Annotated in this window: 7 protein-coding genes; 1 reads left to right on the top strand and 6 read right to left on the bottom strand. The window is 75.2% G+C overall.

The window, feature by feature from the left end:
- Positions 1-25: 25 nt before the first annotated feature.
- The 3 genes from ACZ7C5_RS15005 to ACZ7C5_RS14995 form a co-directional block, all read right to left on the bottom strand.
- Positions 26-2,899 (bottom strand): FtsX-like permease family protein, encoded by a 2,874-nt coding sequence (locus ACZ7C5_RS15005; protein ID WP_470322718.1) that lies wholly within the window; start codon positions 2,897-2,899, stop codon positions 26-28.
- Positions 2,896-3,660, bottom strand: a complete 765-nt coding sequence (locus ACZ7C5_RS15000; protein ID WP_401083349.1) for an ABC transporter ATP-binding protein — start codon at positions 3,658-3,660, stop codon at positions 2,896-2,898. The genes ACZ7C5_RS15005 and ACZ7C5_RS15000 overlap by 4 nt, the downstream gene beginning before the upstream one ends.
- Positions 3,661-3,732: 72 nt before the next feature.
- Complete coding sequence (locus ACZ7C5_RS14995; RefSeq protein ID WP_401083348.1) at positions 3,733-4,359, bottom strand: PadR family transcriptional regulator; 627 nt, start codon at positions 4,357-4,359, stop codon at positions 3,733-3,735.
- A 79-nt stretch (positions 4,360-4,438) separates the two neighbouring features.
- Between ACZ7C5_RS14995 and ACZ7C5_RS14990 the strand changes: the two genes are divergently transcribed.
- On the top strand, positions 4,439-5,410 hold the full coding sequence (locus tag ACZ7C5_RS14990; RefSeq protein WP_401083347.1) for an endonuclease/exonuclease/phosphatase family protein: 972 nt from the start codon (positions 4,439-4,441) through the stop codon (positions 5,408-5,410).
- A gap of 73 nt (positions 5,411-5,483) precedes the next feature.
- Here ACZ7C5_RS14990 and ACZ7C5_RS14985 read toward each other — a convergent pair whose 3' ends face one another.
- The 3 genes from ACZ7C5_RS14985 to ACZ7C5_RS14975 form a co-directional block, all read right to left on the bottom strand.
- Positions 5,484-6,692, bottom strand: a complete 1,209-nt coding sequence (locus tag ACZ7C5_RS14985) for a PP2C family protein-serine/threonine phosphatase (RefSeq protein WP_401083346.1) — start codon at positions 6,690-6,692, stop codon at positions 5,484-5,486.
- A gap of 189 nt (positions 6,693-6,881) precedes the next feature.
- Positions 6,882-10,148: a UvrD-helicase domain-containing protein gene (locus tag ACZ7C5_RS14980; protein WP_470322717.1), complete on the bottom strand. Its 3,267-nt coding sequence runs from the start codon at positions 10,146-10,148 to the stop codon at positions 6,882-6,884.
- A gap of 105 nt (positions 10,149-10,253) precedes the next feature.
- The gene (locus ACZ7C5_RS14975; RefSeq protein WP_401083343.1) at positions 10,254-13,796 is read right to left on the bottom strand and encodes an ATP-dependent helicase; all 3,543 of its coding nucleotides are present in this window, start codon (positions 13,794-13,796) and stop codon (positions 10,254-10,256) included.
- Between the last annotated feature and the right edge of the window lie 6 nt (positions 13,797-13,802).

Below are 13,802 nucleotides of genomic sequence, written 5' to 3'. Positions count from 1 at the left end.
GAGACGGCGGGAGCGGGCGGCGGCCTCAGCCCGAGCGGCGCAGCAGGGTGATCCGCGAGCGGGTCATCAGCGCCGCGAGCCCGGCCGCGAGCAGCGGCAGCAGCAGCACGGTGGCGGCGATGGTGGGCCACGGGAAGACCAGGGTCGCCTTGTTGGCGAGCTCCTCGGCGCTCATCCCGGGGTACTTGCCCGCCGCGGCCTCGACCTTGCGCAGCGCCACGCCCGGCACCACGCCGCAGACCACGCCGAGCAGGGCGCCCATCGCGGCGATCACGCCGCACTGGAAGCCGGACAGCGAGCGCCGGATGCGGGGTTCGGCGCCGACCGCCGCGAGGGTGGTCAGGTCCCGCTGGGAGTCGGCGGCCGCCAGTCCGGTGGCGATGCCGGCCGCGCCGAGGGCGACGATGGCGGCGAAGGCGTTCAGGCCGAGGCGGACCAGGTCGGCCTGGGACTCGTAGCCGCGCTCGACCTTGAGCACGTCGTGGTCGCTGAGCTTGGCGAGCGCGCCGTCGGCCCGCTGCTGGGCTCCGTCGGAGGGCATCGAGGCGGGCAGCCAGACCGAGCCGGCCGGGGTGGCCCGGAAGCCGAGCCGGGCGGCGGTGGCCGGGCTGACCAGGGCCTGGCCCGGGGCCCGTACGGTGGCCTGGACGAGTACGGCGTCCACGGTGGTCTCGGTGCGGAGGGGCTTCTCCGAGGAGGGACCGTTGCCGGTGCTCGCGGGGTTCGGGACGGTGTACTCGAGGAAGGTCTTGCCGTCCTTGATGTAGCGCGCGTCGAAGACCACGGCCTTGCCGGCGGCGAGGGCCTGGACGGCCCCCTGGTCGGTGACGCCGAAGAGGTTGCGCAGCAGGGTGGCGTCGCCGGCGACCAGCGGGCTGTACGGGGTGCCGCGGCGGTCGTTGGTCTGGCAGCGCTTGTCGGTTTCCAGGATCCGCTCGCGCTCGGCGTTGGTGAGTTCGTTCTCCGGGAGGGCGGCGGGGCAGCGCTCCTCCTTGGGCGGTTCGACGCCGATGTAGCCGCACCAGCTGCCCTCGCCGCAGTCGGCCCTGGGCTCGACGCGCTGGACGTCGGCGCGCGGGCCGAGGTCGGGGATGCCGCGTTCGACGGCCTCGCGCATCTGCGGCAGCAGCTTGAGGTCGGCGTCGGCCAGCCAGCCGGTGCCGAGCATGACGGCCCCGGACGGGCCGGCGGCGGCGTAGTCGCGCCGGTACTCCTCGTCGACGCTGGCCATGTAGACGCTGACCGCGACCGAGCCGGCGACGGCGGCCATCACGGCGGCCACGGCGGGTGCGGTGCGGGCGCGGTGGCGCACCGAGTCGCGCAGGGCGAGCCGGGGGCCGAGCGAGAGCCAGCGGCCGAGCCGGCCGAAGAGTCCGACCAGGTACGGCACGAGGACGACCATGCCGAGTTCGGCGAGGGCCGAGCCGCCGAGGACGGCGAAGCTGCTGTTGCCGATGCCGTTGGTGGCGCCGTACAGGGCGAGGGCCGCGCCGCCGCCGAGCATCAGCAGCCCGAGGGCGGCGAGCCTGCGGCTCGGCGGCTTGAGGGTGTCGCGGCCGGTGAGCGCGGCCACGACGTCCTGGCGGGAGGCCTGGACGGCGGGCACGACGGCGGCCAGCAGGCCGGTGACGAGGCCGACCAGGAGGATGCCCAGCAGGTCGAGCGGTTGCAGGTCGAAGTGGCCGAAGCGCCGGCCGGAGTGGTCCTCGGCCATGGTGCGCAGCGCGGCGACCAGGCCGATGCCGAGGCCCAGGCCGGTGAGGGCGCCGGTGACGCCGAGCACGATGCCGCCGCCGAGCACGACCGCGCGGACGTTGGCGCGCTCACCGCCGGCGGCGGCGAGCAGTCCGAGCTGGCGCCGGGAGCGGCGGGCGCCGACGGCGAAGGCGGGGCCCGCGAGGAGGACGATCTCCAGCAGGGCCATGCCGACGACGGTCGCGAGGATGACGACGTTGGTCCGGTCGAAGTAGCTGGTTTCGTCGCCCCCGCGCGACCGCAGCTCGGCGTAGTACGGGACGTCGTCGCGGGCCGGCGGGTCGGTGAGGACGGCGCGGGAGGTCAGCAGGAAGCCGTACTCGTTGACCTCGGTGACCTTGTGCCAGTCGAGCGCGGCGCCGGCCGGGAGCTTGACCAGCCAGCGGGTGGGCACGTCGGTGCCGGACGCGCGGGCGTCGGTGCTGCCGGTGGCCTTGGCGAGCCGGTCGAGCAGGGTGCCGGGGCGGGCGAAGAGCTCGGTGGAGCGCAGTTCGCCCGGGTACTCGTAGGTGCCGGTGATGGTGAAGGGGACGTCGTCCAGGCCGCGGACGGTGGTCCTGTCGCCGAGCTTGAGGCCGGAGCGCTTCAGGAAGTCCGTGGTGACGGCGGCCTCGGTGTCGGCGGCGGGGGCGCGGCCGCTGACCAGGTCGATCCGGCCCGCCCAGACCGGGTCGGCCAGGTCGGCTTCGCTGACCCGGGTGCTGAGCAGGCCCTGGCTGCTGCTCGCCGCGGTGTACGGGCCCTGGCGTTCGGGCACCAGGGTGGCGCCGGGCGGGAGCAGTTGGCGGGCCAGTTCGGCGGGGTCGGTGTCGAGGGCGCGCTGCTGTGCGGCGGTGTGCCTGGGGGTTTCGCCCTCCTTGGCGTCGTCCTTGGGGCTCTGCATGCTGAAGCCCTGCTCGGGGTCGGGCGCCTGCTTGACGGAGGAGCCGCGTTCGACCAGGTCCAGTTCGCCGGCGGCCTGCCCCATGACCCGTACCGCGTGTTCGGCGGGTGAGAGTTCCGCGCTGCGGAAGACCACGTCGGCGCCGGTGACGCCGAGGACGGGCAGGGCGACCATGGCGATGACGAGGGCGCTGCGGCCCTTGGCGCGCAGGGCGTCGCGGCGGGCGATGCGCAGGGCCACCCGCCAGGCGCTGAGCTTCACTCGTCCACCTTCAGGCTGTTGCCGGCGGCGCTGACGAGCAGGCTGGCCGCGTCCTGGCTGGTGGACTCGTCGACCATGCGGCCGTCGCGCAGGAAGACGACCCGGTCGGCCCAGGCGGCGTGCCTGGCCTCGTGGGTGACCATCATGGCGGCGGCGCCGGAGTCGCAGCGGGCGCGCAGGACGGCGAGGACGGCCTCGCCGGTGGTGGAGTCGAGGGCGCCGGTGGGTTCGTCGGCGAGGACCAGGCGGCGGTCGCCGATCAGGGCGCGGGCGATGGCGACGCGCTGCTGCTGGCCGCCGGACATGTCGTCGGGGAAGCGGTCGGCGAGCTCGGGGATGCCGAGCTCCTCCAGGGCGACGAGGGCCTCGCGGCGGGCGGCGCGGGTGGACAGCCCGTCGAGTTCGCGCGGCAGCGAGATGTTCTCGGCGGCGGTGAGTGCCGGGATCAGGTTGTAGTCCTGGAAGACGTAGCCGACGGAGCGTCGGCGGACCTGGGCGAGCTTCTTGCGGTTGAGCTCGCCGAGGGCGACGCCCTCGACCAGGACCCGGCCGCCGCTCGGGGTGTCCAGGCCGCCCGCCAGGGTGAGCAGGGTCGACTTGCCGGAGCCGGACGGGCCCATGACGGCGACGAACTCTCCTGGGTGGACCCTGAGGTCGACGCCGCGCAGGGCCTGGACCTCGGCGGCGCCCTGGCCGTGGACGCGGGTGACGTTCTCCAGGTGGAGCACCGGCGTCTGCCGGGCCTCTTCGGTGTGGGACACGAATTCCCCCCTTGTGCTGGGTGTGGGCCCGGTGTCGGGACCGGAGCCTGGTGGTTCGGGTGGTGCGGGGGCTCAGGCGCGCAGGCGGCGGCCGCGCTTGGCGGGCGCGGCGCCGTCACGGACGGCCTCGGCGGTGCGGTTCCGCAGGAGTTCGGCCTGCTGGGAGAGCCGGGTCTCGCAGTGGTCGAGCCAGCGGATCTCCGCCTCGGTCTGGAAGATCAGCTGGTCCAGGACGAGCAGCCAGGCCAGGTCGTTGCTCTCGGAGGGCACCACGCCGGGGCGCTTCTCCCCCGCGAGGGCGCGGCCCTTGAGCCGGGTGTAGTCCTGGAGTGCCTTGATGCTGTGCCGGCGCTGGCCCTGGACGACGGCGGAGACGTCCACCCCCGGGACGGTCACGGCCATGGCGAGTTTGATCGCCAGTTCGTCGCGCGGGGGGCTGGTCCGGGGCACCGGGGTGTCGAACCAGCTCCGCAGTTCGGTGCGGCCGGCGTCGGTGGCGGCGTAGAACTGGTGGCCCTCGCCGTCCTCCCCCGCGGGCTCGACCAGGCCGTCGCGTTCCAGCCGGGAGAGCGTGGTGTAGACCTGCCCGACGTTGAGCGGCCAGGTGGCGCCGGTGCGCGCCTCGAACTCGGTGCGCAGCTGGTAGCCGTAGCGCGGGCCCTGGTCGAGCAGGGCGAGCAGACCGTGACGGATGGACATACCGAGTATGTATACCCGGTATGCCCTACCGTCTCAAGCCGCGCCCGGCGTCCCCGGCGAGCGGGTACCGTCGTGCGGTGTGAGCCAGTTGCGCATCGCCACCTTCAATCTGTTGCACGGCCAGCCCCTCGCCCCCGACGGCGCCCCGCGGCCCTACCCGTCCGACGCCGGTGCGCCACTGGCCGAGGCCGTGGCCGCGCTGGACGCCGACGTGCTGGCGCTCCAGGAGGTGGACCGGCACCAGGCGCGCTCCGGCGGCACCGACCAGGCGGCGGTCGCCGCCGCGGCGATGGGCGCGAAGGACTGGCGCTTCGCCGCCGCCCTGCACGGCAGCCCGGCGCCGGTGGCGGGCTGGGTGCGGGAGCCGTCGGGGCCGAACGGCCTGCGGGTGTACGGGCCCGGCGAGACGGGCGACGGCGCCCCGCCGTCGTACGGGACGGCGCTGCTGACGAGGCTTCCGGTGCGGCACTGGCGGGCCAGGAGGTTCGCCCCGGCACCGTTCGGGCTGCCGCTGCGGGTGGCCGGGCGGCGCGGGCTGACCCCGGTGCCGGACGAGCCGCGGACGGCGCTGGCGGCCGTACTGGAGGGCGAGCGGGGGCCGTTCACCGTGGTGGCGGCACACCTGTCCTTCGTCCCCGGCTGGAACATGGCGCAGCTGGCGGGCATCCGGCGCTGGATCGCCGACCTGCCGCAGCCGTACCTGGTGCTGGGCGACTTCAACCTGGTCGGCGCGGTGCCGCGCACGGTGCTCGGCGGGGCGACGGCGCTGGAGCGCACCGCGCCGCGGGTGCGGGTGCGTGAGCTGCGGGCGGCCCGGCGGGCCCGTCCGGCCCTGGCCGAGCCGCGCCGGCGCCGGGTGCGCGAGCCGCGCGCCCGTCTCCAGGGCTGGTACGACCTGGCGCGCACGCCGACCTATCCCTCGCACCGGCCCGCGGTGCAGTTCGACCACGTGCTGGCGATCGGCGTGCCGCGCGCGGCGGTCGGCCCGACGGCGGCGCCGCGGGCGACGGTGTCGGACCACCGCCCGCTGCTGGTCGAGGTGTCCCTGTAGCGGCGTCCCTGTAGTGGTGTCCCGGCATCGGTGTCCCGGTAGCGGTGCCCCCGCGGAGGTGCCCGGCAGCCGCCTACCGGCGGGTCAGGACCCCGGCCTGCTGCGGGAGGTGGACCCCCACCGCGTGCGAGTCCCCCGGCCCGAGGGCGGGCGGGGGGTCGAACTGGAGCAGCAGCATGGCCGCGTCGTCGCCGAGCTGGCGTCCGACGTGGCGCACCACGTCCTCGTGCAGCCGTTGCAGGACCTCGGCCGGGCGGCCGGCGGCGCAGCGCGGGAAGCGCTCGGCGAGCGGGTAGAAGACGCCCGCGCGGTCGCGGGCCTCGATCACCCCGTCGGTGAACAGCAGTACCCGGTCCTCGCCCTGGAGCAGCACCCGGTGCACCGGCGGGCGGACGTCGGCCGGGTCGAGGACGCCCAGCGGCGGTACGGTCTCGGCGAGTTCGAGCGGGTGGACCTCCTCGCCGCGCAGCAGCAGCGGGGCGGGGTGGCCGCAGTTGACGATCTCCGCGGCGCCGTCGGGGCCGACGCCGATCAGCACCAGGGTGACGAACTCCTCCTCCACGCCCGGGTGGTCGTTCTCGTGCAGGGCGCGGTCGAGGCTGACGGCCAGCCAGCCAGCCACCCGGTCGAGGGCGGGCTCCTGGTGGGCGGCCTCGCGGAAGGCGCCGAGCACGGCGGCGGCCGTCTCCACCGCGCCGAGGCCCTTGCCGCGCACGTCGCCGACCACGGCCCGCACCCCGTGGCGGGTGTTGACCACTTCGTAGAGGTCGCCGCCGATCCGGGCGTGCGCGGCGGCGGCCTCGTAGTGGACGGCGGTCCGGACGGTGCCGACCCGCTCGGGGACGGGCCGCAGCAGCACCCGGCGGGCGATCGAGGCGACCAGCTGGGCGTCGGCCAGCGCCCGTTCCTGGCGCAGCCTCAGGGTGGCGCTGACCCAGCCGATCGTGGCCACGAGCAGGATCGCGAAGACACTGGCGGCGTGCACCGACTCGCCGAGCGTGTCACTGCGGATGGCCATCAGGAAGGCCGCGGCCTCGGTGCCGAGGCCGATGGCGAGCGGGTACCAGGTTCGGCGGCTGACCACGGCGGCCAGCGCGGGCACGGCGGTGAGGGCCGGTTCGACCGTCACCTCGGTGCCGCTGAGGTAGTCGAGGGCGACGATCAGCACCATGCCGATGAACGGCAGCGCCAGCGCCGTCCTCGGCCAGGTGCCGGTCGCGCGCGGAGCGGGCCCCTGGGTCGGCCCGGCGAACCGCTCTCTGATCCATCCGGTCGCGCTCAACTTCGGTTTCTCCAGCAGAAGACGCCGATGCCGGGGGCACCTGCGGTGATGACTGAGGGTAGGGAATGCGGGCCTCGCTGGCGGCCGGAGTTCGGGGGTTGACCGGTTACCGACCCCACAATAGGCGCGAAACGTGCACGACGCACAGGTTTCGGGCACTGGCATGATGACTTGGATGCTCTGCGTGACTCAATAGTCACTGTTCCCGATCAGGAGCCGTTCCAACTCTTTTCGGTCGGGAAGTCCTGCGGGACGGACGATCCGGCCACTGCGGACGTACAGGAACGAAGCCGCGACCTGCTCGGGATCCACGCCCGCGTGCTCGGCCCAGGCCAGCCGGTAGACCGCGAGCTGCAACGGGTCGGCGGTCTCCTCCCGGTGGGTCTTCCAGTCCACCACTTCGTAGCGTGACGCACCACCGGATTCCGACAACACGTCATCTTCCCGGTAGACGGCGTCGATCCGGCCCCGCACCACCCGGCCCGCCAGCACCAGCTGGAACGGCACCTCCACCCGGTGGGGCTTGCGCTGCGCGTACGGGGTGCGCAGGAACGCCTCCTTGAGCCGCTCCAGGTCCTGCTCGTCCTCGATGCCGTCGTCGTCGGCGCCGGGCAGCGCGCCCGGTTCGATCAGCAGCAGCGGCTCGATCCTGGACTGCACCCAGGCGTGGAAGCGGGTGCCGCGCCGGGCCGCGGGCTGCGGGGGGCGGGGCATCGGGCGGGCCAGGTCGTGGGCGAAGCCGTCCGGGTCGGCGGCCAGCCGCAGTAGCTGGGTGGCGGACAGCGCGGCGGGCAGCGGCACCTCGCGCCCGGTGCGCCGGGATCGCTCCAACTCGCCCAGCAGCGCGGTCAGATCGCGGTCCCAGGAGGCCACCTGGCGCTGGTCCTCGGGGGCCATCGGCTCGGGCTCGGGGGCCGTCGATCCGGGAGCCGTCGGCCCGGCCTCGCCGCCCTGGGCCGGAGGGCCCGCCGGAGTTCCGGCGAGCCGGCGGCGCACCACCTCGGCGACCCGGCGGCGGGCGTGCTGGGCGGCCGGGTCCAGCGGCAGCGGCCAGGGGCGCTCGACGGGGGACGCCAGCGCCGGGTTCTCGGCCCCCTTCTCCGGCTGCTCGGCCCAGTGCTCGACCTCGCCCGCGCCGGGCCGCTCGCAGTGCTCGCGCAGCTGCTCCAGGAAGGCGGACGGACCGCGGGCGGTCTTCTGGCTCGGCCCCCACCAGTGCCCGGAGGCCAGCAGCAGCGACCTGGGCCGGGTGAACGCCACGTAGCCCAGCCGCAGTTCCTCGACGCCGGAGTGGTCGGCCAGCGCCTTCCTGAACGCCGTCATCGACTTCCCGTTCCACTCCCCGCGCACGTCCGGGAGGGTGTCCGCGTCCCCGCGCAGGGCGTGCGGGAGCACGCGCTTGGTGCTCGTCCAGCGTTCGCGCGGGCTCGACGAGGGAAACGCGCCCCGTACCAGGCCGGGGACGGCCACCACGTCCCACTCCAGGCCCTTGGACTTGTGCGCGGTGAGCACCTTCACGGTGTCCTCGCCGCCGGGCAGGCTGCTGTCCAGGCCGCGCTCGTACTGCTGGGCGGCGCGCAGGAAGCCGAGGAAGGCGGCCAGGCCGGGGTCGCCGTCGAGGTCGGAGAAGGAGGCGGCGACGTCCAGGAAGGCGTGCAGGGTCTCCCGCCGCCGGGCGGCCAGGGCCTGCGGGGAAGCCGTGAGTTCGACCTCCAGACCGGTGACGGACAGCACCCGGTGCAGCACGTCCATCAGCGGGTCGGCGAGTGAGCGGCGCAGCTCGCGCAGCTCGGCGGCGAGCCGGGCGAAACGCACCCGCGCCTCGGCGGAGAACGGCAGCTCGTCCGGCTGGTCGCCGTCGAGGAAGGTCTCCACCGCGTCGGCCAGCGACACCACCTCGGTCGGGTCGGCCTCGGCGACCGCGGCGGCCAGCGCCTCGACGCCCTCGTCCCGGTCGGTGCGCACGAGTTCGGCGGCCCTGCGGCCGAGCAGCGCGAGGTCGCGCGGGCCGATCCGCCAGCGCGGGCCGATCAGGAGCCGCACCAGCGCGGCGTTGGCGGTCGGGTCCTGCAGCACCTCGCAGACCGCCACCAGATCGGCCACCTCGGGCAGTTGCAGCAGCCCGCCGAGGCCCACCACCTCGACCGGCACCTCGCGGGCGACCAGCGCGGCGTGGATGTCGGGGAAGGCGGCGCCGCCGCGGCACAGCACGGCGATCCGGCCCGGCGCGGTGCCGGTGCGCACCAGGTGGGCGATCGAGTCGGCCAGCCAGTCGATCTCCTCGGCGTGGGTGGGCAGCAGCGCCGCCCGGACGAAGCCGTCCTGCTCGGCGCCGGGGGCGGGGCGGAGCGCCTCGACGCCCTCGTGCATCTCGCGCAGCGGGGCGGCGAGCGTGTTGGCGAAGGCGAGCAGCCGGCCGCCGCTGCGGCGGTTCTCGCTGAGCGCGTAGCGGTCGGCGGGGCGGCCGTCGGCCTTCGGGAAGTGCCGGGGGAACTCGTCGAGGTTGGCCACCGAGGCGCCGCGCCAGCCGTAGATCGCCTGGCAGGGGTCGCCGACGGCGGTCACCGGGTGGCCGCTGCCGGTGCCGTCGGGGCCGGCTCCGAAGAGTCCGGCGAGCATCAGCCGCTGGGCGACCGAGGTGTCCTGGTACTCGTCGAGCAGCACCACCTTGAACTGGCCGCGCAGCAGTTCGCCGACCTCCGGGCGCTGCTGGGCCAGGCGGGCGGCGGCGGCGATCTGGTCGCCGAAGTCCATCAGCCCGGCGGAGCGCTTGCGGCGCCGGTAGTCCTCGACCAGGCGCAGCAGTTCCAGCCGGGCCCTGGCGGTGGCCGGGACGGCCCGCAGGTCGTCGTTGGTCAGCCTGACGGTGGCGAGGGTGTCCAGCAGCCGTTCGTCGAACTCGCGCAGGGTCTGCGGCTCGACCAGGTGCTCGGCGAGTTCGCCGTCCAGCGCGGTCAGGTCGGCGACCAGGTTGGCGAAGGTTCCGGTGAGCGCGGGGAACGGGCCGCAGGCGGTGCGCAGCACCTTGGCGGCGAGCTGGAAGCGGGTGGCGTCGGCGAGCAGCCGGACGTCCGGTTCGATGCCGATCCGCAGGCCGTGCTCCTTGAGCAGGCGGCCGGCGAAGGCGTGGTAGGTGGAGATCTCCGGGTCGCCGAGCGGCTCGGCGGCGTCCCGGTCGACGGCCCCGGCCCTCAGGAGGGAGGCGCGCACCCGCTCGGAGAGCTCCCCGGCGGCCTTGTTGGTGAAGGTGAGGCCGAGCACCTCCTCGGGCCGCACCGCGCCGGAGCCGACCAGCCAGACCACCCGGGCGGCCATCACGGTGGTCTTGCCGGAGCCGGCGCCGGCCACGATCACGGCCGGTTCCAGGGGGGCGCCGACGGCCGCCATCTGCTCCCGGTTGAACGGGATCCCCAGCAGCTCCTTGAGCTGGTCGGGATGGCTGAGCACGGCGGTCACTCCGCAACCGTAACCGGAGTGGCGGACAATCCTCATCCGACCGGTTCGGGCACCGTCACCCGGCCGCTTCGGGCACCGTCACCCGTGCGCTTCGTTCGGGCACCGTCACTCGACCAGCTGGGCGCCGTCGCGCTGGGCGGAGCAGCTGCGGCGGAAGGAGCAGCGGTCGCAGCCGCCGCCGGTCTGCGGGACGAAGCGCTCGGCGAGGACCTTCCCCGCCGCCTCGGCGAGCAGGTTCTCGATCCACGGCTCGCCCTCGGGCGGCTCCTGCCGCTGGATCCTGGGTGCGTCCTGGGCGGCCTTGGCGGCGGGCTCGCGCAGGTGGACGAGTTCGGCGCCGCCGGTGTCCGGCGGGTGCTCGGTGAAGCCGGGCAGTTCGTTCAGCGCGCCGGCCCGGACGGCGAGCTGGTAGACGGCGAGCTGCTTGTGGTCGGGCAGCGACTTGTCGGTGGGTATCTGCTTGCCGGTCTTGAAGTCGACCACGTAGGCGCGCCCGGCGGCGTCCTTCTCCACCCGGTCCATCGAGCCGCGGATGCGCACCGAGACGCCGCCGACGTCGAGGGTGACGTCGAAGCCGTGCTCGGTGGCGACCAGGTCCCGGCCGCGTTCCAGGACGTGCCAGTTGAGGAAGCGCTCCAGGGCGGCGCGGGCCTCGGTCTTCTCCTGCTGGGACTTCCAGGGCGCGTCGAAGGCCAGCGCGTCCCAGACGGTGTCCAGCCGCTCCATGAGCACGGCGAGGTCGGCGGGGGTGCGGCCGGAGCCGACCTCGTCGGCGAGGGCGTGCACCACGTTGCCGAAGCCCTGGGCGGCCGAGCCCGCGCCGCGCGCCCTGACCTCCTTGTCCAGGAACCACTGGAGGGAGCAGCTCTCCAGCTGCTCCAGGCCGCTGCCGGACAGCCGTACGGGCACGTCGGCGCTGCGCAGCGGTTCGGGGGCGGAGGTCGGGTCGTCCAGGCCCCACCAGCGCTCGGGGTGGGCGGCGGGCACCAGCGGCAGCCCGTCCTCGTCGGCTGCGGCGGCGAGGGTGGCGAGCCGTTCGGCGGCTGCGCGGCGCAGTTCCGGCGAGCGGGCCGGGTCGACGGTGACCGCGCGCAGTTCGGCGACCAGCGCGGCGACCGACAGCGGACGGCGCGGGCGGTGGGTGACGTCCTCGACGGTGACCGGCGGGGTGCGGCGGACCACCCTTCCGGTCCGGGGGTCGACGTCCTCGCGGTAGAGCTCGCGCAGGAAGCGGGAGGGTTCGTCGCCGTCGTCGGCGGGGGCCTTGACGGCGGTGACGATCAGCCGCTCCTTGGCGCGGGTCGCGGCGACGTAGAAGAGCCGGCGTTCCTCGCCGAGCAGCGCGCCGGGGGAGAGCGGTTCGGCGAGGCCGTCGCGGCCGATCCGGTCGGCCTCCAGCAGGGAGCCGCGGCGGCGCAGGTCGGGCCAGAGGCCGTCCTGGACGCCGGCCACCACGACCAGGCGCCACTCCAGGCCCTTGGAGCGGTGGGCGGTCATCAGCCGTACCGCCTCGGGGCGTACGGTCCGGACGGTGAGGGTGTCGGCGGCGATGTCCTGGGCTTCGAGTTCGGCGAGCAGGTCGAGGGCGCTGCGGTGGCCGGTGACCTGTTCCTCGGCCCGGGCGGCCGTCTCGAACAGGGCGCACAGGGCGTCCAGGTCGCGGTCGGCGTTGCGGCCGGCCGCGCCGCCGCGCAGGGCGGACCGCTCCAGGCGCTCGCGCCAGCGGCGGCTGCCGTCCCACAGCTCCCACAGCGCCTCCTCGGCGGTGCAGCCGCCGGCCAGCAGTTCGCGGACCTTGCGCAGCAGGGTGCCGAGGTCGCGGGCGCGGCGGGCGTACGCGGGGTCGAGGGCGACGAGGCGCTCGGGTTCGGCGAGGGCCTCGCGGATCAGCTCGCCGGCCGGGCGCGGGGCGGTGGCGGGGCGGCCGTCGGCGCGCAGCGCGGCGCGTTCCTCCTCGCGCAGGGCGCGGCCGAGGCGGCGCAGGTCGGAGCCGTCCAGGCCGCCGAGCGGGCCGGTGAGCAGGGCGTGCGCCAGGTCGGTGGTGAGCGGATCGGCGATGAGCGGGTCAGTGGCGTCCGGGTCGGTGGCGTCCCGGTCGGCGGCTTCCGGGTCAGATGCGTCCGGGTCGGTGGTGTCCGGGCCAGTGACGTCCCGGTCGCCCCGCCTGTCCCGGGCGGCCTGCTGCGACGCCTGCTGGGCGCAGACCCGCAGGGCGAGCAGCAGCTGGGCGACGGCCGGCTCCTCGCGCAGCGGCAGGTCGTCGCCGTCGATCTCCAGCGGGACGCCGGCCGCGCCGAGCGCCCGCCGCACGCCGGGGATGGAGCGGGCGCCGGCCCGGACCAGCACGGCCATCTCGCCCCAGGGCACGCCGTCCTCCAGGTGGGCGCGGCGCAGCAGGTCGGCGATCGAGTCGAGTTCGGCGCCGGGGGTCGGGTAGGTGTAGACCTCGACCCTGCCGCCCTCGCGGGAGGGCAGCAGGGCGCGGTGCTGGGCGAGCTTGTCGGCGGGCAGCCGGCCCATCGGCATCCGGCGGGCGATCTCCCTGGAGGCGGCGAGCAGCACGGCGCCGGAGCGCCGGGAGACTCGCAGCACCCTGACCTCGGCGGGGCTGCCGTCGGCCCGCAGGAAGGTCTGCGGGAAGTCGAGGATGCCGTTGATGTCGGCGCCGCGGAAGGCGTAGATCGACTGGTCGGGGTCGCCGACCGCGACCAGGTCGCGTCCGCCGCCGGCCAGCTGGCGCAGCAGCCGGACCTGGGAGGGGTCGGTGTCCTGGTACTCGTCGACGAAGACGACCTCGTAGCGCCGCCGCAGCTGCGCCCCGATCTCGGGGCGTTCGGCGAGCAGCACCGCGCGGTGGACGAGTTCGGCGTAGTCGAGGACGCCGCGCAGGTCGAGCACGTCGAGGTAGTCGGCCAGGAAGTGCGCGGCAGCGGCCCAGTCGGGGCGCTGGACGCCCCGGGCGAAGCGCTCCAGCTCGGCCTCGCCGAGGCCGAGTTCGCGGCTGCGGGCGAGGACGGCGCGGACCTCGTCGGCGAAGCCGCGGGTGGTCAGGCAGGCCCGCAGGTCCAGCGGCCACTGGATGCGGGTGCTGCCGAGCCTGGCGTCCTCGGCGCCGCCGGCCAGCAGTTCGCGGACCATGACGTCCTGCTCGGGGCCGGAGAGCAGCCGCAGCGGCTCGGCGTAGTCCTCCGGGTCCTGGTGGGCGCGGAGCAGGGCGTAACAGAAGGAGTGGAAGGTGGTGGCCTGCGGGGCGGCGGCGGTCCCGAGCCGGCCGGACATCCGGTCCCGCAGTTCCGTCGCGGCCTTGCGGCTGAAGGTGAGGACGAGGATCTTCTCGGGGTCGGTGCCGTCCTCGATCCGCCGGGCGACCGCCTCGACCAGCGTCGTGGTCTTGCCGGTGCCGGGACCGGCCAGCACCAGCAGCGGCCCGCCGGCGTGCTCGACCACGGCGCGCTGGTAGGCGTCCAGCACGGGTGGGCCGGGCTGGACGAGCGGGCTGCGCACGAGCCGGTAGGGGGAGCTCGCGCGCCTGTCGACGGCTCGCTCGCTTCGCTCACTCACGTTGCTGATCCTGGGGTCGGACTGGGGCACGGCGGGGGCGGACCCGTCGGGCCCGCCCGTATCGAGCCTACGGTCCTGCCCCGTCATTCCCGT

It is taken from the genome of Kitasatospora sp. NPDC036993 (assembly GCF_055607525.1).
This window is presented reverse-complemented; position numbering and strand designations above follow the sequence as displayed.